7 protein-coding genes, 5 tRNA genes and 8 rRNA genes are annotated in these 22,437 nt (G+C 42.0%); 19 read left to right on the forward strand and 1 reads right to left on the reverse strand.

What is annotated here, in order from left to right:
* Nucleotides 1-11 precede the first annotated feature (11 nt).
* The 9 genes from truA (at nt 12) to rrf (FRIFI_RS14955) (ending at nt 7,786) form a co-directional block, all read left to right on the forward strand.
* Entirely contained in the window at nt 12-743 is a 732-nt protein-coding gene (gene truA, locus FRIFI_RS14915; protein ID WP_166506195.1) for a tRNA pseudouridine(38-40) synthase TruA, read from the forward strand.
* A 119-nt stretch (nt 744-862) separates the two neighbouring features.
* Nucleotides 863-1,294, forward strand: coding sequence for a 50S ribosomal protein L13 (gene rplM / locus FRIFI_RS14920; protein ID WP_092921854.1), 432 nt, complete (start codon nt 863-865; stop codon nt 1,292-1,294).
* Nucleotides 1,295-1,322: 28 nt separating this feature from the next.
* On the forward strand, nt 1,323-1,715 hold the full coding sequence (gene rpsI / locus FRIFI_RS14925) for a 30S ribosomal protein S9 (RefSeq protein ID WP_092921856.1): 393 nt from the start codon (nt 1,323-1,325) through the stop codon (nt 1,713-1,715).
* A gap of 78 nt (nt 1,716-1,793) precedes the next feature.
* Complete coding sequence (gene cwlD, locus FRIFI_RS14930; RefSeq protein WP_240276230.1) at nt 1,794-2,525, forward strand: N-acetylmuramoyl-L-alanine amidase CwlD; 732 nt, start codon at nt 1,794-1,796, stop codon at nt 2,523-2,525.
* A 258-nt stretch (nt 2,526-2,783) separates the two neighbouring features.
* A 16S ribosomal RNA gene (locus FRIFI_RS14935) occupies nt 2,784-4,286 on the forward strand.
* Nucleotides 4,287-4,388: 102 nt separating this feature from the next.
* Nucleotides 4,389-4,464: transfer RNA gene (locus tag FRIFI_RS14940), tRNA-Ala, on the forward strand.
* A gap of 159 nt (nt 4,465-4,623) precedes the next feature.
* Nucleotides 4,624-7,526: ribosomal RNA gene (locus FRIFI_RS14945) — 23S ribosomal RNA — on the forward strand.
* A 58-nt stretch (nt 7,527-7,584) separates the two neighbouring features.
* Nucleotides 7,585-7,658 (forward strand) — tRNA-Gly (locus FRIFI_RS14950).
* Nucleotides 7,659-7,669: 11 nt separating this feature from the next.
* Nucleotides 7,670-7,786: ribosomal RNA gene (rrf, locus tag FRIFI_RS14955) — 5S ribosomal RNA — on the forward strand.
* Together the 16S, 23S and 5S rRNA genes with 2 tRNA genes alongside form the textbook arrangement of a ribosomal RNA operon.
* Before the next feature lie 137 nt (nt 7,787-7,923).
* On the opposite strand, the gene FRIFI_RS14960 is transcribed toward rrf (FRIFI_RS14955), so the two are convergent.
* Nucleotides 7,924-9,105, reverse strand: a complete 1,182-nt coding sequence (locus FRIFI_RS14960) for a pyridoxal phosphate-dependent aminotransferase (protein ID WP_166506197.1) — start codon at nt 9,103-9,105, stop codon at nt 7,924-7,926.
* A 630-nt stretch (nt 9,106-9,735) separates the two neighbouring features.
* Here FRIFI_RS14960 and FRIFI_RS14965 point away from each other — a divergent pair.
* The 10 genes from FRIFI_RS14965 (at nt 9,736) to FRIFI_RS15010 (ending at nt 22,437) form a co-directional block, all read left to right on the forward strand.
* Entirely contained in the window at nt 9,736-12,087 is a 2,352-nt protein-coding gene (locus FRIFI_RS14965) for an anaerobic ribonucleoside triphosphate reductase (protein WP_166506198.1), read from the forward strand.
* Nucleotides 12,088-12,104: 17 nt separating this feature from the next.
* Nucleotides 12,105-12,644: an anaerobic ribonucleoside-triphosphate reductase activating protein gene (nrdG, locus tag FRIFI_RS14970; RefSeq protein ID WP_092921864.1), complete on the forward strand. Its 540-nt coding sequence runs from the start codon at nt 12,105-12,107 to the stop codon at nt 12,642-12,644.
* A gap of 443 nt (nt 12,645-13,087) precedes the next feature.
* Nucleotides 13,088-14,590: ribosomal RNA gene (locus FRIFI_RS14975) — 16S ribosomal RNA — on the forward strand.
* 204 nt (nt 14,591-14,794) lie between these two features.
* Nucleotides 14,795-17,697, forward strand: a 23S ribosomal RNA gene (locus tag FRIFI_RS14980).
* A 122-nt stretch (nt 17,698-17,819) separates the two neighbouring features.
* Nucleotides 17,820-17,936 (forward strand): 5S ribosomal RNA (rrf, locus tag FRIFI_RS14985).
* Nucleotides 17,937-17,941: 5 nt separating this feature from the next.
* Nucleotides 17,942-18,030: transfer RNA gene (locus tag FRIFI_RS14990), tRNA-Leu, on the forward strand.
* A 9-nt stretch (nt 18,031-18,039) separates the two neighbouring features.
* Nucleotides 18,040-18,116: transfer RNA gene (locus FRIFI_RS14995), tRNA-Ile, on the forward strand.
* Nucleotides 18,117-18,240: 124 nt separating this feature from the next.
* Nucleotides 18,241-19,743, forward strand: a 16S ribosomal RNA gene (locus tag FRIFI_RS15000).
* 100 nt (nt 19,744-19,843) lie between these two features.
* Nucleotides 19,844-19,919: transfer RNA gene (locus tag FRIFI_RS15005), tRNA-Ala, on the forward strand.
* Nucleotides 19,920-20,010: 91 nt separating this feature from the next.
* A 23S ribosomal RNA gene (locus tag FRIFI_RS15010) occupies nt 20,011-22,437 on the forward strand.

The raw sequence follows: 22,437 nt of genomic DNA on the forward strand, positions 1-22,437 counted from the left end.
AGAGGAAGACTATGAGAAATTTAAAACTTACGATACAGTATAATGGTCAAAACTATTGTGGATGGCAAAAGCAACCTGATTCTTTAGGTATACAAGGTACAATAGAAAAAGCCATTTATGACATAACTAGGGAAGAAGTTAAAATAACCGGATCCGGCAGAACTGATGCAGGAGTTCATGCTTTGGGTCAGGTAGCCAATTTTAAAACAAGCTCTAATATACCTGCAAGTAAAATGCCAAATGCATTAAATGCTAAGTTACCAAAAGATATATCTATAATAGACTGTATAGAGGTAGATGAAGATTTTCACTCAAGATATAGTTCAAAGAAAAAGAGATATAGATATTTAATACACAATAGTCCATATAGAAATCCTATATATAAGGACATATCATATCATGTAAAATATGATCTCGATTTCGAAAAAATGTGTAAAGAAGCTAAGAGTCTAATTGGTGAATATGATTTTAAAGGGTTCATGAGTTCTGGATCTTCAGTTAAAGACACTATAAGAACGATATACGATATAACACTAACTAAAGAAGATGGATTAATTGTTATGGAAGTAGAAGGTAATGGATTTTTATATAACATGGTAAGAATAATAGCAGGAACGTTAGTTGATATAGGTAGAGGTCGTATAACTAAAAACCTTGAAGAAGTAATAAAATCAAAAAATAGAGGAGAATGTGGACATACCGCTCCAGCACATGGATTATTTCTCAAAAAAGTTGATTATTAGCTTGACACACCAGGGGGCATATATTAAAATAAGTTAGAGTGTGTTAATAAGTCCACTTGCCCCGGACTTGACATAAACGGTAAAATTTTTATAGGAAAATAAGTTAAGGAGGGACAAACATGAAAAGTTATATAGCTAAGCCAGCTGATGTACAAAGAAAATGGTACATCGTTGATGCTGAAGGAAAAACATTAGGTCGTTTAGCAACTGAAATAGCGACAGTATTAAGAGGAAAGCACAAGGTTACTTTCACTCCACACGTTGACGGAGGAGACTTCGTTGTTGTTGTAAACGCAGAGAAGGTAGTTTTAACAGGAAAGAAATTAGATCAAAAAATGTACAGATACCACACAGGATACGTAGGTGGGTTAAAGGAAATAACTTACAGAGAAATGATGGCTAAGAAGCCTGAAGAAGTTGTATCACATGCAGTAAGTGGTATGTTATGTAAGAACAAATTAAGAAGCAGAATGATGACTAGATTAAGAGTATTCGCAGGACCAAACCATGATCATGCAGCTCAAAATCCAGAAGTTTTAAACTTTAAATAATAATTAACGGGTGAAAGGAGGAGTTATCATGGCTAACGTTCAATACTACGGAACAGGAAGAAGAAAGCACTCTGTTGCTAGAGTTAGATTAGTTGCAGGTGAAGGAAACATAGTAATAAATGGAAGACCAGTTGGAGAATACTTCAACTATGAAACATTAATAAGAGATGTTAAGCAACCATTAGTGTTAACTAACAACGAAAACAAATACGATGTTATAGTAAAGGTTGAAGGTGGAGGATTCACTGGACAAGCTGGAGCTATAAGACATGGTATATCTAGAGCTTTATTAAAAGCTGATGAAGAGTTAAGAGGAGCTTTAAAGAAAGAAGGATTCTTAACTAGAGATGCTAGAATGAAGGAAAGAAAGAAATACGGATTAAAGGCAGCAAGAAGAGCTCCACAATTCTCAAAGAGATAATATCCTATTTTATATGTTTGTACAAAGACTTTGGAATATTCCAAAGTCTTTTTTAATATAAATGTACAGGGTGATATTGTGAGAAAGTACATAAAACATATAATATTTTGTGTTATATCTATAATACTAGTAGTGGTATTTTCGTTTGAAATTCAAAGTGTATCGCAAGAGTCTATGGAGTATATGCCAGTAACCAAAAAAACCATAATACTAGATGCTGGTCATGGTGGGATAGATCCAGGAGCCTTGAATGAAGATAAAAGTATAACTGAAAAAGATGTGAATTTATCTATTACACTTAAATTAAGAGAATTATTAGAATCTAGTGGGGGTCTTGTTATATTAACTAGAGAAGAAGATGTTAGCTTGTATGAAGAAGCTAAAGGCAAGACAATTAGACAAAAATATAATGAAAATTTAAAGAATCGAAAAAAGGTAATAAACGAATCTGATGCAGATATGTTTGTATCTATACATATGAATGCATTAAGTGGAAAAGGTGCTTCTAAATATTATGGGGCCCAGACATTTTATCCAGGTGGAAAAGATGACTCTAAAAAGCTATCTAAATATATACAAGAAGAATTAAAGAGAGTAGTTGATAAAACTAATAACAGAGAAATTAAACCTAAAGATGACTTATATTTATTAAAAGAAAATGCAATACCATCAGTTTTAATAGAATGTGGATTTTTATCTAATGAAAAAGAAGCTAACTTATTAGCTGATGAAAAATATCAAGAAAAAATAGCTTGGTCAATATACGTAGGTATCCAAAAATACTTTAGTGATAATGAGAATAAAAATTGAAAAAAAGTAAAAACTAGGTTATATCAAATAAGTAATTTATTAGATATAACCTAGTTTTTTATTAAAATAAAAAAATATAAAAAAAGTATTGACGATTTAATTATAAGATGATATATTTATATATGTCCTTAAGAAAAGGGCAAAATAAGAACTTTGAAAATTAAACAGTAGGTTAATTTATATAACTGATTCTTAAAAGAATCGAAAACAAACCAAGCCAGATATTCAGATAATGATAGTCTGAGCAGGTAACAACTTTTATTTGAGAGTTTGATCCTGGCTCAGGATGAACGCTGGCGGCGTGCCTAACACATGCAAGTCGAGCGATTTACTTCGGTAAAGAGCGGCGGACGGGTGAGTAACGCGTGGGTAACCTGCCCTGTACACACGGATAACATACCGAAAGGTATGCTAATACGAGATAACATGTTTTTATCGCATGGTAAAAATATCAAAGCTTTTGCGGTACAGGATGGACCCGCGTCTGATTAGCTAGTTGGTAAGGTAACGGCTTACCAAGGCGACGATCAGTAGCCGACCTGAGAGGGTGATCGGCCACATTGGAACTGAGACACGGTCCAAACTCCTACGGGAGGCAGCAGTGGGGAATATTGCACAATGGGCGAAAGCCTGATGCAGCAACGCCGCGTGAGCGATGAAGGCCTTCGGGTCGTAAAGCTCTGTCCTCAAGGAAGATAATGACGGTACTTGAGGAGGAAGCCCCGGCTAACTACGTGCCAGCAGCCGCGGTAATACGTAGGGGGCTAGCGTTATCCGGAATTACTGGGCGTAAAGGGTGCGTAGGCGGTCTTTCAAGTCAGGAGTGAAAGGCTACGGCTCAACCGTAGTAAGCTCTTGAAACTGTAAGACTTGAGTGCAGGAGAGGAGAGTAGAATTCCTAGTGTAGCGGTGAAATGCGTAGATATTAGGAGGAATACCAGTTGCGAAGGCGGCTCTCTGGACTGTAACTGACGCTGAGGCACGAAAGCGTGGGGAGCAAACAGGATTAGATACCCTGGTAGTCCACGCCGTAAACGATGAGTACTAGCTGTCGGAGGTTACCCCCTTCGGTGGCGCAGCTAACGCATTAAGTACTCCGCCTGGGAAGTACGCTCGCAAGAGTGAAACTCAAAGGAATTGACGGGGACCCGCACAAGTAGCGGAGCATGTGGTTTAATTCGAAGCAACGCGAAGAACCTTACCTAAGCTTGACATCCTTTTGACCGATGCCTAATCGCATCTTTCCCTTCGGGGACAGAAGTGACAGGTGGTGCATGGTTGTCGTCAGCTCGTGTCGTGAGATGTTGGGTTAAGTCCCGCAACGAGCGCAACCCTTGCCTTTAGTTGCCAGCATTAAGTTGGGCACTCTAGAGGGACTGCCAGGGATAACCTGGAGGAAGGTGGGGATGACGTCAAATCATCATGCCCCTTATGCTTAGGGCTACACACGTGCTACAATGGGTGGTACAGAGGGCAGCCAAACCGTGAGGTGGAGCTAATCCCTTAAAGCCATTCTCAGTTCGGATTGTAGGCTGAAACTCGCCTACATGAAGCTGGAGTTACTAGTAATCGCAGATCAGAATGCTGCGGTGAATGCGTTCCCGGGTCTTGTACACACCGCCCGTCACACCACGGAAGTTGGGGGCGCCCGAAGCCGGATAGCTAACCTTTTGGAAGCGTCCGTCGAAGGTGAAATCAATAACTGGGGTGAAGTCGTAACAAGGTAGCCGTATCGGAAGGTGCGGCTGGATCACCTCCTTTCTAAGGAGAATTACCTACTGTTTAATTTTGAGAGTTTTTATAAAAAATCTCTTGACAAAATTCGACAAATATAATAGAATATTCATGTTGAAAAAATGACATGGGGGTGTAGCTCAGCTGGGAGAGCACTTGCCTTGCACGCAAGGGGTCAGGAGTTCGATCCTCCTCATCTCCACCATTAACCTTTAAATAGGTTACTTAGTACTTTGAAAACTGTATAACATTTAGTGATATGACATCATTTAATATATGAAGAAGATAACTTCTAAAAATATCAAACTAGTAATTAAGTTTATGAAGCGCGAGTGGATTAACTTATTAAACACTTTTAATAACTGGTCAAGTTATTAAGGGTGCAGGGCGGATGCCTTGGCACTAGGAGCCGATGAAGGACGTGATAAGCTGCGATAAGCTTCGGGGAGTTGCACGTAAACTTTGATCCGAAGATTTCCGAATGAGGAAACTCACTTAGAGTAATGTCTAAGTATCGTTAAGTGAATACATAGCTTAGCGAGGGGAACCCGGGGAACTGAAACATCTAAGTACCTGGAGGAAGAGAAAGAAAAATCGATTCCGTAAGTAGCGGCGAGCGAACGCGGAACAGGCCAAACCAACAAAGTTTTCTTTGTTGGGGTTGCGGACATATCATCAAGGTCGAGGTCATCGTAGATGAAGAGAGTTGGAAAGCTCCGCTATAAAGTGTAACAGCCACGTAGTTGAAACGATAATTCGATAGATATGATCCAGAGTACCACGGGACACGTGAAACCCTGTGGGAAGCAGGAGGGACCATCCTCCAAGCCTAAATACTACCTAGTGACCGATAGCGCATAGTACCGTGAGGGAAAGGTGAAAAGAACCCCGGGAGGGGAGTGAAATAGAACCTGAAACCCTGCACTTACAAGCTGTGGGAGCACATTACTTGTGTGACCGCGTACTTTTTGTAGAACGGGCCAACGAGTTACGTTAAGTAGCAAGGTTAAGCACTTAAGGTGTGGAGCCGTAGCGAAAGCGAGTCTTAAATGGGCGATTTAAGTTACTTGACGTAGACCCGAAACCGGGCGACCTATCCATGAGCAGGTTGAAGCGAAAGTAAAATTTCGTGGAGGACCGAACCCACGAGCGTTGAAAAGCTCGGGGATGACTTGTGGATAGCGGTGAAATTCCAATCGAGCCCGGAGATAGCTGGTTCTCCCCGAAATAGCTTTAGGGCTAGCCTTGAGCTTAGAGAAACGGAGGTAGAGCACTGAATGTCCTAGGGGGTATTGCACTTACCGAAGACTATCAAACTCCGAATGCCGTCTTCTTTTGCTCAGGAGTCAGACTGTGGGTGATAAGATTCATAGTCAAGAGGGCAACAGCCCAGATCGTCAGCTAAGGTCCCTAAATGTACGTTAAGTGGTAAAGGATGTGGGATTGCACAGACAACCAGGATGTTGGCTTAGAAGCAGCCACTCATTTAAAGAGTGCGTAATAGCTCACTGGTCGAGTGATCCTGCGCCGAAAATTTCCGGGGCTAAAACGTACTACCGAAGCTACGGCATCATTTATGATGGGTAGGGGAGCTTCGTATGCAGGCTGAAGCATGACCGTAAGGACATGTGGACAGTATACGAGTGAGAATGTTGGCATGAGTAGCGAGACGTGGGTGAGAATCCCACGGGCCGTAAACCCAAGGTTTCCAGGGGAAGGTTCGTCCGCCCTGGGTTAGTCGGGACCTAAGCCGAGGCCGAAAGGCGTAGGTGATGGACAACAGGTTGATATTCCTGTACCACCAATAACCGTTTGAGGAATGGGATGACACAGTAGGATAAGCTAACCACACTGTTGGTTATGTGTGGCTAAGTACTGAGGCAGTCAAGATAGGCAAATCCGTCTTGATAATGCTAGGGTACGATGGGGAGCCCTTTCGGGCGAAGTAGCTGATTTCACACTGTCGAGAAAAGTCTCTACCGAGGTTAAAGGTGCCCGTACCGTAAACCGACACAGGTGGGTGAGGAGAGTATCCTAAGGCCAGCGAGAGAACTATTGTTAAGGAACTCGGCAAAATGACCCCGTAACTTAGGGATAAGGGGTGCCATCCATTGGATGGCCGCAGAGAATAGGCCCAAGCGACTGTTTACCAAAAACACAGGTTTCTGCTAAGTCGCAAGACGATGTATAGGAGCTGACGCCTGCCCGGTGCTGGAAGGTTAAGGGGATCTGTTAGGAGTAATCCGAAGCAGTGAACTTAAGCCCCAGTAAACGGCGGCCGTAACTATAACGGTCCTAAGGTAGCGAAATTCCTTGTCGGGTAAGTTCCGACCCGCACGAAAGGCGTAACGATTTGGGCACTGTCTCAACAATAGACTCGGTGAAATTGTAATCCCGGTGAAGATGCCGGGTACCTGCGACAGGACGGAAAGACCCCATGGAGCTTTACTGTAGCTTGACGTTGGGTCTTGGTACTACATGTACAGGATAGGTGGGAGACTATGAAGCATGGACGCCAGTCTGTGTGGAGTCATCCTTGGGATACCACCCTTGTAGTACTGGGATCCTAACCAGAGGCCTTGAATCAGGTCTTGGGACACCGTCAGGTGGGCAGTTTGACTGGGGCGGTCGCCTCCCAAAAAGTAACGGAGGCGCTCAAAGGTTTCCTCAGCACGGTCGGAAATCGTGCGAAGAGTGTAAAGGCAAAAGGAAGCTTGATTGCAAGACATACAGGTCGAGCAAGGACGAAAGTCGGACTTAGTGATCCGGTGGTTCCGCATGGAAGGGCCATCGCTCAACGGATAAAAGCTACCCTGGGGATAACAGGCTTATCTCCCCCAAGAGTCCACATCGACGGGGAGGTTTGGCACCTCGATGTCGGCTCATCACATCCTGGGGCTGTAGTAGGTCCCAAGGGTTGGGCTGTTCGCCCATTAAAGTGGTACGCGAGCTGGGTTCAGAACGTCGTGAGACAGTTCGGTCCCTATCCGTCGCAGGCGTAGGAAATTTGAGGAGACCTGTCCTTAGTACGAGAGGACCGGGATGGACGTACCTCTGGTGTACCAGTTGTTCTGCCAAGGGCATGGCTGGGTAGCTATGTACGGAATGGATAAGCGCTGAAAGCATCTAAGCGCGAAGCCAACTTCAAGATAAGATTTCCCACCGTAAGGGTAAGACCCCAGGAAGACTACCTGGTTGATAGGTCGAAGGTGTAAGTGCAGTAATGTATTTAGCTTATCGATACTAATAGGTCGAGGACTTGACCTCATTTAAATGATGAATCTAAATGGTATACAGTTTTGAAAGTACTAATAAAACTAAATATGCGGGTGTAGCTCAATGGTAGAGTTCCGGCCTTCCAAGCCGGCTGTGAGGGTTCGATCCCCTTCACCCGCTCCAGATAAAGATTATGTGGTTATTATAGCAAAGAGGATACACCTGTTCCCATACCGAACACAGAAGTTAAGCTCTTTAGCGCTGATGGTACTTGGGGGGCGACCCCCTGGGAGAGTAAGACGTAGCCACGTAATCTTTTTTATTTTATAAAAAGTATAGGTTTAAATAAACCTATACTTTTGTATTTTTAAATCAATAAAATTTTTATTAACATCTAAATATAGTTTATAAACTTTTTATTAAAGTGTAATGTTTAAATGAATTTAGATTAAGAAAAAGAATTTATAAATTTATCAAGTCTATCTACACCTTCCAAAAAAACAGATTCATCACAGGCAAAAGAAATTCTTATATAATCATCTAATCCAAAAGCTATTCCTGGAACAACAGCTACATTATAAGTATCTAAAAATTTACTACAAAATTCTAATGAAAAACTTCCATTATAGCTTAATGTATTTTTTAGTTTGGATATATCTATAAATACATAGAAAGCACCATAAGGCTTTATATAACTTATATCATTAATTGAATCTAGTTTAGTACAGATCAATTTTCTTCTTAATTTATACTCATTTACGAATTGATTTATATCTGAGTTACATTCCTTTAGAGCTCCATAGGCTATGTATTGAGATGTAATACAAGGATGTGATACAGAATGACCTTGTATAGAACTTATAGCTTTTGCTATGGAGCTATTAGATGCTGTATAGCCTAATCTAAGACCAGTCATATTAGTTGATTTTGAAAAGCCATTAATTGTTATTGTTATATCCTTAGCTAAATTACTTATAGATGCTATTGATGTAAAATTATCTTTATAACATATTTTTTCATATATTTCATCAGCTAGTATGTATATATTATTTTTATAGCAAATCTCTACTATCTCTTCTAACTCATTTTTAGTGTAGATACTTCCTGTAGGGTTATTTGGGTTGTTCAATATAAGAGCTTTAGTATTTTTACTTATACACCTAGATAAGTCTTCGGCCTTTATTTTAAAAGAATTATCTTTAGATGTGTGTATAAACACTGGAATTGCATTTACTATTTTGACAATCTCTGGATAGCTTACCCAATACGGTATAGGGATTAACACTTCATCATTTGGATTAGTCAAGGCGAGCAGCGTATTTGTTAAGCAATGTTTTGCACCACTAGATACCACTATATCTTCTGGACAATAGGTACAATTATTTTCTTTTAAAAGCTTTTTACAAATTTCTTCTTTTAAAGGTTTTATTCCAGTTACAGCGTCATATCTAGTATAATTGTTATTTAATGACTCTATTCCGTAAAGTTTAGCTCTAACAGGCACGTTGAAATTAGGTTCTCCTATACTCAAATCTATTACATCTAGATTAAGATCTTTAAGTTGCCTAATTTTAGAACTTATCTCTAAAGTATAGGAAGGGGTTAACGTTTCTAATCTTTTAGATAACATAAAATCTCCTTTCTTTATTAAAGTTGACTTATTAGGTATAAGTAATAATTATATTTAAAAAAGTGTAATTTATATTCAAATATAATTATTATAATATTAAAAATCTATTATATTTGAAAATTATATTGATAAATTAATATTACAAATAATTAAAATTAAAGAGGAATTTGATTGACCAATATAGTAAATATATATATTAGTAATTAATGTATAATATTATATTATTTACAGTATAAAATAAATTATATTAATTACTAATGTATTAGGTTATATTGGATAACCTAAAGTTGTAATTATAACTTTGGCATAAGTAATAACATTTTGATTTTCAAAGTTTTATGTCGTAGTAAGTATATGAATAAGATTATTAAATATGAATAAATTACAAAAAAAATAAAAAAATAATATTTTTTGTATATGTTACAAATACTAAGCTTCAAATTATCCACATAGCAATTTCAATGCTTTAGGTTAGTTTGACTAAAATTTCTAAATTTGCTACTCTATTTAAGTAAACATCGAGACAGTCCCTTTAAAAGATTAAAGGGGATTTTTTTTAAGTTTAAACACTATATGTAGTAAAAAATAATGGAATAAATACAATATATAGTAATTAGGGGGCGTTTTAAAATGATAAATTATGTTAAGAAAAGAGATGGAAGAATAATACCTTTTAACCCAGATAGGATAACTAGAGCTATATTTTTAGCTGCAAGTAAAATAGCTGAGCAAGATGGGAAATCAGCAGATTATAATATAGCGGAAGAATTAACACAAGAAGTCATAAAGTTATTGAATAAAAAGTATATAAATTCAATTCCAGGAGTAGAAGATATTCAAAATGCAGTAGTAAAAGTGTTAATAGAAACAGGTCATGCAAAAACTAGTGAAGAGTACATAATATATAGAACAGAAAGAAGTAGAATCAGAAATTCAAAAACAAGACTTATGAAATCTATTGAAGAGATAACTTTTGAAGATGCAAATGATGCAGATATAAAAAGAGAGAATGCTAATATAGATGGAAACACTGCGATGGGTACTATGCTTCAATATGGAAGTACAGTATCTAAAGAGTTTTGTAAAACTCATGTAATAAAGCCAGAGCACTCATATGCTCATGATAATGGAGATATACATATACATGATATGGATTTCTTAAATATGGGTACTTTAACTTGCTGTCAAATAGATATTAATAAGTTATTCAAAGGTGGATTCTCAACAGGACACGGATTTTTAAGAGAGCCAAACGATATAATAAGCTATGCAGCATTAGCAGCTATAGCTATTCAAAGTAATCAAAATGATCAACATGGTGGACAAAGTATACCTTTCTTTGATTATGGTCTAGCAGAAGGTGTATATAAGACCTTTAAAAAGTTCTATATAGATAATATGTCAAAGGCTATTAAATTATTTAAATATGAGGATAAGACAGACTCAATAAAGTGTATAGTAAATGATATCGAGTATAGACTTAAAACTAGATTAAGTATAAAAATAGAAGATGAATATAAACAAGAAGAGACTAGAGAGTTAATAGATAAATTAGGATTAGATGAAGCATTTGTAGAAAATATACAAAAATTTGCATATTCAGAAGCTTATAGAGAGACAGATAGAAGAACTTATCAAGCTATGGAAGCCTTTATACACAATCTTAATACTATGCACTCTAGGGCAGGTGCTCAGGTACCTTTTTCTAGTGTGAATTTTGGAACAGATGTTACTGAAGAAGGTAGAATGGTCACTAAGAATCTTTTATTATCTCTTGAAAGTGGACTTGGAAATGGTGAAACGCCAATATTCCCAATTCTAATATTTAAAGTTAAGGAAGGAATAAGTTTAAACCCAGGAGATCCAAACTATGATTTATTTAAATTAGCCTGTAGGGTATCTGCTAAAAGGTTATTCCCTAACTTTAGCTTTTTAGATGCTCCTTTCAATATAAAATATTACGAAGAAGGAAATCCTGAAACAGAAGCTACATATATGGGATGTAGAACTAGAGTACTTGGAAATGAATGTGGTGAAGAAACTGTAAGTGGAAGAGGTAATTTATCATTCACGACTATAAATCTTCCAAGGTTAGGTATTAAACATGGATTAATAAGCAAAAAAGTTGTAGATATAGATGGATTTTTTGAAGAATTAGATGAGAAAATTAATTTAGTAATAGAACAATTGCTAGAGAGAATGGAAATACAAGGTAATAAAAAAATGAAAAACTTCCCATTCTTAATGGGACAAGGAGTATGGAAAGGTTCTTCAGAGTTAGGACCAGAAGATAAATTAAAAGATGTAATAAAGCAAGGAACATTAACAGTTGGATTTATAGGTCTAGCGGAATGTTTAATAGGCCTTATAGGAAAGCATCATGGTGAAAGTGAAGAAGCTCAAGAATTAGGTTTAAAAATAATAGGGCATATGAGAAATAGGATGGATGAAGCAAGTAAAGAGTATGGACTGAATTTCTCATTAATAGCAACTCCAGCAGAAGGATTATCAGGAAGGTTTACTAAGATGGATAGAAAGATATATGGTGATATAAAGGGTATAACAGATAAAGAGTACTATACTAATTCATTCCATATACCAGTATATTATAAGATAAGTGCCTTTGATAAAATAAGACTTGAAGCTCCATATCATAACCTAACTAATGCTGGACATATAACGTATATAGAGTTAGATGGCAATCCATCAGATAATTTAGAGGCTTTTGAAACTATAATAAGAGCTATGAAAGAAGAAGGAATTGGGTATGGTAGTATAAATCACCCTGTAGATAGAGATCCAATATGCGGTTTTTCAGGGGTTATAGAAGGTAATATATGCCCTTATTGCGGAAGAAATGAAGAAGACAGTAGTATAAAGTTTGAAAGAATAAGAAGAATAACAGGATATTTAGTAGGTACTGTAGATAGATTTAATAATGCTAAGCAAGCAGAAGTTCGTGACAGAATAAAGCATAAGTAATGAAAGGGGAATAGGTTATGAAAATAAGAATAGCAGCACCCATTACTTTTGATAGTATAGTTGATGGTCCAGGATTAAGGATGGTTATATGGACACAAGGGTGTATTCATAACTGTGAAGAATGTCATAATCCTCAAACACATAGTCTAAGAGGAGGCTATGAAGTAGACACAAAAGAAATAATTGATAAATTAAATAAATTAAAATTACAAAGAGGAATAACTCTCTCTGGAGGAGAACCATTTTTACAACCTGAGGCATTAGAAGAAATTGCTAAAGAAGCAAAAGACAAAAATTTAGATGTATGGAGTTACACAGGATTTAAATTTGAAGAACTTTTAAACGATAGGAATCCAAATAGATTTAAAAATCTAAACTTATTGAAATATATAGATGTTTTAGTAGATGGTAAATTTGAAAATGATAAAAAAGACATATTTTTAAAATTTAGAGGTTCTTCTAATCAAAGAATAATAGATGTAAAAAAAACATTAAAAGAAAAGAAAATAATATTAGCTGAAGAATATATCGAAAGAGATTTATGTGAAGCTAAATAATTTAAAAGTCATAGGCCAAATTATATAATTTTAGCCTATGGCTTTTTTTATTTACAATAAATATTATAAAGAAAAATGTTAATAATTATGTTAGTATTGTGGATAAAAAAATTAGAACCTTAACATTTCAATGTTAATAAGTTGTTAATATGTGGATAACATAAAATGATAAAATATAAAGTAAAATTAAGATGAAAAAAATGTTGAAAAAAGTATTGACCATATAAAACTAAGGTGATATAGTATTACTTGTCCTTAAGAAAAAGGCAAACAACAGAAAAGAGTTGACAAAGTAAAATTACTTTGATAAACTAAGGAAGTTGTAAGGAATGAACTTTGAAAATTAAACAGTAGGTTAATTTATATAACTAATGATTCTTTAAAGAATCGAATACAACCAAGCCAGATATTCAGATAATGATAGTCTGAGCAGGTAACAACTTTTATTTGAGAGTTTGATCCTGGCTCAGGATGAACGCTGGCGGCGTGCCTAACACATGCAAGTCGAGCGATTCTCTTCGGAGAAGAGCGGCGGACGGGTGAGTAACGCGTGGGTAACCTGCCCTGTACACACGGATAACATACCGAAAGGTATGCTAATACGAGATAATATGGGAGAGTCGCATGGCTTTCTTATCAAAGCTTTTGCGGTACAGGATGGACCCGCGTCTGATTAGCTAGTTGGTAAGGTAACGGCTTACCAAGGCGACGATCAGTAGCCGACCTGAGAGGGTGATCGGCCACATTGGAACTGAGACACGGTCCAAACTCCTACGGGAGGCAGCAGTGGGGAATATTGCACAATGGGCGAAAGCCTGATGCAGCAACGCCGCGTGAGCGATGAAGGCCTTCGGGTCGTAAAGCTCTGTCCTCAAGGAAGATAATGACGGTACTTGAGGAGGAAGCCCCGGCTAACTACGTGCCAGCAGCCGCGGTAATACGTAGGGGGCTAGCGTTATCCGGAATTACTGGGCGTAAAGGGTGCGTAGGCGGTCTTTCAAGTCAGGAGTGAAAGGCTACGGCTCAACCGTAGTAAGCTCTTGAAACTGTAAGACTTGAGTGCAGGAGAGGAGAGTAGAATTCCTAGTGTAGCGGTGAAATGCGTAGATATTAGGAGGAATACCAGTTGCGAAGGCGGCTCTCTGGACTGTAACTGACGCTGAGGCACGAAAGCGTGGGGAGCAAACAGGATTAGATACCCTGGTAGTCCACGCCGTAAACGATGAGTACTAGCTGTCGGAGGTTACCCCCTTCGGTGGCGCAGCTAACGCATTAAGTACTCCGCCTGGGAAGTACGCTCGCAAGAGTGAAACTCAAAGGAATTGACGGGGACCCGCACAAGTAGCGGAGCATGTGGTTTAATTCGAAGCAACGCGAAGAACCTTACCTAAGCTTGACATCCTTTTGACCGATGCCTAATCGCATCTTTCCCTTCGGGGACAGAAGTGACAGGTGGTGCATGGTTGTCGTCAGCTCGTGTCGTGAGATGTTGGGTTAAGTCCCGCAACGAGCGCAACCCTTGCCTTTAGTTGCCATCATTAAGTTGGGCACTCTAGAGGGACTGCCAGGGATAACCTGGAGGAAGGTGGGGATGACGTCAAATCATCATGCCCCTTATGCTTAGGGCTACACACGTGCTACAATGGGTGGTACAGAGGGCAGCCAAACCGTGAGGTGGAGCTAATCCCTTAAAGCCATTCTCAGTTCGGATTGTAGGCTGAAACTCGCCTACATGAAGCTGGAGTTACTAGTAATCGCAGATCAGAATGCTGCGGTGAATGCGTTCCCGGGTCTTGTACACACCGCCCGTCACACCACGGAAGTTGGGGGCGCCCGAAGCCGGATAGCTAACCTTTTGGAAGCGTCCGTCGAAGGTGAAATCAATAACTGGGGTGAAGTCGTAACAAGGTAGCCGTATCGGAAGGTGCGGCTGGATCACCTCCTTTCTAAGGAGAATTACCTACTGTTTAATTTTGAGAGTTCATTAGAACCTCAAAATTAGTACTTTAAGCAACAGAATAAATTGAGTGAATACGAAATTTGTTTGTTGGCGACGTACTTTAGTACTTTGAAAACTGTATAACATTTAGTGATATGACATCATTTTTTATAAATAGACAAGAAAAGTCTTTAAAATAACTTTAATAACTGGTCAAGTTATTAAGGGTGCAGGGCGGATGCCTTGGCACTAGGAGCCGATGAAGGACGTGATAAGCTGCGATAAGCTTCGGGGAGTTGCACGTAAACTTTGATCCGAAGATTTCCGAATGAGGAAACTCACTTAGAGTAATGTCTAAGTATCGTTAAGTGAATACATAGCTTAGCGAGGGGAACCCGGGGAACTGAAACATCTAAGTACCTGGAGGAAGAGAAAGAAAAATCGATTCCGTAAGTAGCGGCGAGCGAACGCGGAACAGGCCAAACCAACAAAGTTTTCTTTGTTGGGGTTGCGGACATATCATAAAAATCGAGGTCATCGTAGATGAAGAGAGTTGGAAAGCTCCGCTATAAAGTGTAACAGCCACGTAGTTGAAACGATAATTCGATAGATATGATCCAGAGTACCACGGGACACGTGAAACCCTGTGGGAAGCAGGAGGGACCATCCTCCAAGCCTAAATACTACCTAGTGACCGATAGCGCATAGTACCGTGAGGGAAAGGTGAAAAGAACCCCGGGAGGGGAGTGAAATAGAACCTGAAACCCTGCACTTACAAGCTGTGGGAGCACATTTCTTGTGTGACCGCGTACTTTTTGTAGAACGGGCCAACGAGTTACGTTAAGTAGCAAGGTTAAGCACTTAAGGTGTGGAGCCGTAGCGAAAGCGAGTCTTAAATGGGCGACTTAAGTTACTTGACGTAGACCCGAAACCGGGCGACCTATCCATGAGCAGGTTGAAGCGAAAGTAAAATTTCGTGGAGGACCGAACCCACGAGCGTTGAAAAGCTCGGGGATGACTTGTGGATAGCGGTGAAATTCCAATCGAGCCCGGAGATAGCTGGTTCTCCCCGAAATAGCTTTAGGGCTAGCCTTGAGCTTAGAGAAACGGAGGTAGAGCACTGAATGTCCTAGGGGGTATTGCACTTACCGAAGACTATCAAACTCCGAATGCCGTCTTCTTTTGCTCAGGAGTCAGACTGTGGGTGATAAGATTCATAGTCAAGAGGGCAACAGCCCAGATCGTCAGCTAAGGTCCCTAAATGTACGTTAAGTGGTAAAGGATGTGGGATTGCACAGACAACCAGGATGTTGGCTTAGAAGCAGCCACTCATTTAAAGAGTGCGTAATAGCTCACTGGTCGAGTGATCCTGCGCCGAAAATTTCCGGGGCTAAAACGTACTACCGAAGCTACGGCATCATTTATGATGGGTAGGGGAGCTTCGTATGCAGGCTGAAGCATGACCGTAAGGACATGTGGACAGTATACGAGTGAGAATGTTGGCATGAGTAGCGAGACGTGGGTGAGAATCCCACGGGCCGTAAACCCAAGGTTTCCAGGGGAAGGTTCGTCCGCCCTGGGTTAGTCGGGACCTAAGCCGAGGCCGAAAGGCGTAGGTGATGGACAACAGGTTGATATTCCTGTACCACCAATAACCGTTTGAGGAATGGGATGACACAGTAGGATAAGCTAACCACACTGTTGGTTATGTGTGGCTAAGTACTGAGGCAGTCAAGATAGGCAAATCCGTCTTGATAATGCTAGGGTACGATGGGGAGCTCTTTAGAGCGAAGTAGCTGATTTCACACTGTCGAGAAAAGTCTCTACCGAGGTTAAAGGTGCCCGTACCGTAAACCGACACAGGTGGGTGAGGAGAGTATCCTAAGGCCAGCGAGAGAACTATTGTTAAGGAACTCGGCAAAATGACCCCGTAACTTAGGGATAAGGGGTGCCATCCTTTGGATGGCCGCAGAGAATAGGCCCAAGCGACTGTTTACCAAAAACACAGGTTTCTGCTAAGTCGCAAGACGATGTATAGGAGCTGACGCCTGCCCGGTGCTGGAAGGTTAAGGGGATCTGTTAGGAGCAATCCGAAGCAGTGAACTTAAGCCCCAGTAAACGGCGGCCGTAACTATAACGGTCCTAAGGTAGCGAAATTCCTTGTCGGGTAAGTTCCGACCCGCACGAAAGGCGTAACGATTTGGGCACTGTCTCAACAATAGACTCGGTGAAATTGTAATCCCGGTGAAGATGCCGGGTACCTGCGACAGGACGGAAAGACCCCATGGAGCTTTACTGTAGCTTGACGTTGGGTCTTGGTACTACATGTACAGGATAGGTGGGAGACTATGAAGCATGGACGCCAGTCTGTGTGGAGTCACCCTTGGGATACCACCCTTGTAGTACTGGGATCCTAACCAGAGGCCTTGAATCAGGTCTTGGGACACCGTCAGGTGGGCAGTTTGACTGGGGCGGTCGCCTCCCAAAAAGTAACGGAGGCGCTCAAAGGTTTCCTCAGCACGGTCGGAAATCGTGCGAAGAGTGTAAAGGCAAAAGGAAGCTTGATTGCAAGACATACAGGTCGAGCAAGGACGAAAGTCGGACTTAGTGATCCGGTGGTTCCGCATGGAAGGGCCATCGCTCAACGGATAAAAGCTACCCTGGGGATAACAGGCTTATCTCCCCCAAGAGTCCACATCGACGGGGAGGTTTGGCACCTCGATGTCGGCTCATCACATCCTGGGGCTGTAGTAGGTCCCAAGGGTTGGGCTGTTCGCCCATTAAAGTGGTACGCGAGCTGGGTTCAGAACGTCGTGAGACAGTTCGGTCCCTATCCGTCGCAGGCGTAGGAAATTTGAGGAGACCTGTCCTTAGTACGAGAGGACCGGGATGGACGTACCTCTGGTGTACCAGTTGTTCTGCCAAGGGCATGGCTGGGTAGCTATGTACGGAATGGATAAGCGCTGAAAGCATCTAAGCGCGAAGCCAACTTCAAGATAAGATTTCCCACCGTAAGGGTAAGACCCCAGGAAGACTACCTGGTTGATAGGTCGAAGGTGTAAGTGCAGTAATGTATTTAGCTTATCGATACTAATAGGTCGAGGACTTGACCAAAATCATTAACTAAATGATATACAGTTTTCAGAGTATTAATTAAAAAACTTTGAAAAAAGTGTTGACAAAATATCATAAAAATGATATTATAATACTTGTCCTAGAGAGGACGAAACATATTATGTGGTTATTATAGCAAAGAGGATACACCTGTTCCCATACCGAACACAGAAGTTAAGCTCTTTAGCGCTGATGGTACTTGGAGGGCGACCTCCTGGGAGAGTAAGACGTAGCCACGTGGTATGCCGAAGTGGCGGAACTGGCAGACGCACAGGACTTAAAATCCTGCGGGACTTACCTCTCGTACCGGTTCGATTCCGGTCTTCGGCACCAAAATATTGTGGGCCATTAGCTCAGTTGGTTAGAGCGCCCGGCTCATAACCGGTAGGTCTGGGGTTCGAGTCCCTGATGGCCCACCACAATATTTAAATAAGAACTTTGAAAATTAAACAGTAGGTTAATTTATATAACTGATTCTTAAAAGAATCGAAAACAAACCAAGCCAGATATTCAGATAATGATAGTCTGAGCAGGTAACAACTTTTATTTGAGAGTTTGATCCTGGCTCAGGATGAACGCTGGCGGCGTGCCTAACACATGCAAGTCGAGCGATTTACTTCGGTAAAGAGCGGCGGACGGGTGAGTAACGCGTGGGTAACCTGCCCTGTACACACGGATAACATACCGAAAGGTATGCTAATACGAGATAACATGAGAGAGTCGCATGGCTTTCTTATCAAAGCTTTTGTGGTACAGGATGGACCCGCGTCTGATTAGCTAGTTGGTAAGGTAACGGCTTACCAAGGCGACGATCAGTAGCCGACCTGAGAGGGTGATCGGCCACATTGGAACTGAGACACGGTCCAAACTCCTACGGGAGGCAGCAGTGGGGAATATTGCACAATGGGCGAAAGCCTGATGCAGCAACGCCGCGTGAGCGATGAAGGCCTTCGGGTCGTAAAGCTCTGTCCTCAAGGAAGATAATGACGGTACTTGAGGAGGAAGCCCCGGCTAACTACGTGCCAGCAGCCGCGGTAATACGTAGGGGGCTAGCGTTATCCGGAATTACTGGGCGTAAAGGGTGCGTAGGCGGTCTTTCAAGTCAGGAGTGAAAGGCTACGGCTCAACCGTAGTAAGCTCTTGAAACTGTAAGACTTGAGTGCAGGAGAGGAGAGTAGAATTCCTAGTGTAGCGGTGAAATGCGTAGATATTAGGAGGAATACCAGTTGCGAAGGCGGCTCTCTGGACTGTAACTGACGCTGAGGCACGAAAGCGTGGGGAGCAAACAGGATTAGATACCCTGGTAGTCCACGCCGTAAACGATGAGTACTAGCTGTCGGAGGTTACCCCCTTCGGTGGCGCAGCTAACGCATTAAGTACTCCGCCTGGGAAGTACGCTCGCAAGAGTGAAACTCAAAGGAATTGACGGGGACCCGCACAAGTAGCGGAGCATGTGGTTTAATTCGAAGCAACGCGAAGAACCTTACCTAAGCTTGACATCCTTTTGACCGATGCCTAATCGCATCTTTCCCTTCGGGGACAGAAGTGACAGGTGGTGCATGGTTGTCGTCAGCTCGTGTCGTGAGATGTTGGGTTAAGTCCCGCAACGAGCGCAACCCTTGCCTTTAGTTGCCAGCATTAAGTTGGGCACTCTAGAGGGACTGCCAGGGATAACCTGGAGGAAGGTGGGGATGACGTCAAATCATCATGCCCCTTATGCTTAGGGCTACACACGTGCTACAATGGGTGGTACAGAGGGCAGCCAAACCGTGAGGTGGAGCTAATCCCTTAAAGCCATTCTCAGTTCGGATTGTAGGCTGAAACTCGCCTACATGAAGCTGGAGTTACTAGTAATCGCAGATCAGAATGCTGCGGTGAATGCGTTCCCGGGTCTTGTACACACCGCCCGTCACACCACGGAAGTTGGGGGCGCCCGAAGCCGGATAGCTAACCTTTTGGAAGCGTCCGTCGAAGGTGAAATCAATAACTGGGGTGAAGTCGTAACAAGGTAGCCGTATCGGAAGGTGCGGCTGGATCACCTCCTTTCTAAGGAGAATTACCTACTGTTTAATTTTGAGAGTTTTTATAAAAAATCTCTTGACAAAATTCGACAAATATAATAAAATATTTATGTTGAAAATGATATGGGGGTGTAGCTCAGCTGGGAGAGCACTTGCCTTGCACGCAAGGGGTCAGGAGTTCGATCCTCCTCATCTCCACCATTAGTACTTTGAAAACTGTATAACATTTAGTGATATGACATCATTTTTTATAAATAGACAAGAAAAGTCTTTAAAATAATTTTTAATAACTGGTCAAGTTATTAAGGGTGCAGGGCGGATGCCTTGGCACTAGGAGCCGATGAAGGACGTGATAAGCTGCGATAAGCTTCGGGGAGTTGCACGTAAACTTTGATCCGAAGATTTCCGAATGAGGAAACTCACTTAGAGTAATGTCTAAGTATCGTTAAGTGAATACATAGCTTAGCGAGGGGAACCCGGGGAACTGAAACATCTAAGTACCTGGAGGAAGAGAAAGAAAAATCGATTCCGTAAGTAGCGGCGAGCGAACGCGGAACAGGCCAAACCAATAAAGTTTTCTTTGTTGGGGTTGCGGACATATCATAAAAATCGAGGTCATCGTAGATGAAGAGAGTTGGAAAGCTCCGCTATAAAGTGTAACAGCCACGTAGTTGAAACGATAATTCGATAGATATGATCCAGAGTACCACGGGACACGTGAAACCCTGTGGGAAGCAGGAGGGACCATCCTCCAAGCCTAAATACTACCTAGTGACCGATAGCGCATAGTACCGTGAGGGAAAGGTGAAAAGAACCCCGGGAGGGGAGTGAAATAGAACCTGAAACCCTGCACTTACAAGCTGTGGGAGCACATTTCTTGTGTGACCGCGTACTTTTTGTAGAACGGGCCAACGAGTTACGTTAAGTAGCAAGGTTAAGCACTTAAGGTGTGGAGCCGTAGCGAAAGCGAGTCTTAAATGGGCGATTTAAGTTACTTGACGTAGACCCGAAACCGGGCGACCTATCCATGAGCAGGTTGAAGCGAAAGTAAAATTTCGTGGAGGACCGAACCCACGAGCGTTGAAAAGCTCGGGGATGACTTGTGGATAGCGGTGAAATTCCAATCGAGCCCGGAGATAGCTGGTTCTCCCCGAAATAGCTTTAGGGCTAGCCTTGAGCTTAGAGAAACGGAGGTAGAGCACTGAATGTCCTAGGGGGTATTGCACTTACCGAAGACTATCAAACTCCGAATGCCGTCTTCTTTTGCTCAGGAGTCAGACTGTGGGTGATAAGATTCATAGTCAAGAGGGCAACAGCCCAGATCGTCAGCTAAGGTCCCTAAATGTACGTTAAGTGGTAAAGGATGTGGGATTGCACAGACAACCAGGATGTTGGCTTAGAAGCAGCCACTCATTTAAAGAGTGCGTAATAGCTCACTGGTCGAGTGATCCTGCGCCGAAAATTTCCGGGGCTAAAACGTACTACCGAAGCTACGGCATCATTTATGATGGGTAGGGGAGCTTCGTATGCAGGCTGAAGCATGACCGTAAGGACATGTGGACAGTATACGAGTGAGAATGTTGGCATGAGTAGCGAGACGTGGGTGAGAATCCCACGGGCCGTAAACCCAAGGTTTCCAGGGGAAGGTTCGTCCGCCCTGGGTTAGTCGGGACCTAAGCCGAGGCCGAAAGGCGTAGGTGATGGACAACAGGTTGATATTCCTGTACCACCAATAACCGTTTGAGGAATGGGATGACACAGTAGGATAAGCTAACCACACTGTTGGTTATGTGTGGCTAAGTACTGAGGCAGTCAAGATAGGCAAATCCGTCTTGATAATGCTAGGGTACGATGGGGAGCCCTTTTGGGCGAAGTAGCTGATTTCACACTGTCGAGAAAAGTCTCTACCGAGGTTAAAGGTGCCCGTACCGTAAACCGACACAGGTGGGTGAGGAGAGTATCCTAAGGCCAGCGAGAGAACTATTGTTAAGGAACTCGGCAAAATGACCCCGTAACTTAGGGATAAGGGGTGCCATCCTTTGGATGGCCGCAGAGAATAGGCCCAAGCGACTGTTTACCAAAAACACAGGTTTCTGCTAAGTCGCAAGACGATGTATAGGAGCTGACGCCTGCCCGGTGCTGGAAGGTTAAGGGGATCTGTTAGGAGCAATCCGAAGCAGTGAACTTAAGCCCCAGTAAACGGCGGCCGTAACTATAACGGTCCTAAGGTAGCGAAATTCCTTGTCGGGTAAGTTCCGACCCGCACGAAAGGCGTAACGATTTGGGCACTGTCTCAACAATAGACTCGGTGAAATTGTAATCCCGGTGAAGATGCCGGGTACCTGCGACAGGACGGAAAGACCCCATGGAGCTTTACTGTAGCTTGACGTTGGGTCTTGGTACTACATGTACAGGATAGGTGGGAGACTATGAAGCATGGACGCCAGTCTGTGTGGAGTCACCCTTGGGATACCACCCTTGTAGTACTGGGATCCTAACCAGAGGCCTTGAATCAGGTCTTGGGACACCGTCAGGTGGCAGTTTGACTGGGGCGGTCGCCTCCCAAAAAGTAACGGAGGCGCTCAAAGGTTTCCTCAGCACGGTCGGAAATCGTGCGAAGAGTGTAAGGCAAAAGGAGCTTGATTGCAAGACATACAGGTCGAGCAAGGACGAAGTCGGACTTAGTGATCCGGTGGTTCCGCATGGAAGGGCCATCGCT

The organism is Romboutsia hominis (assembly GCF_900002575.1).
GTDB lineage: Bacteria > Bacillota > Clostridia > Peptostreptococcales > Peptostreptococcaceae > Romboutsia_C > Romboutsia_C hominis.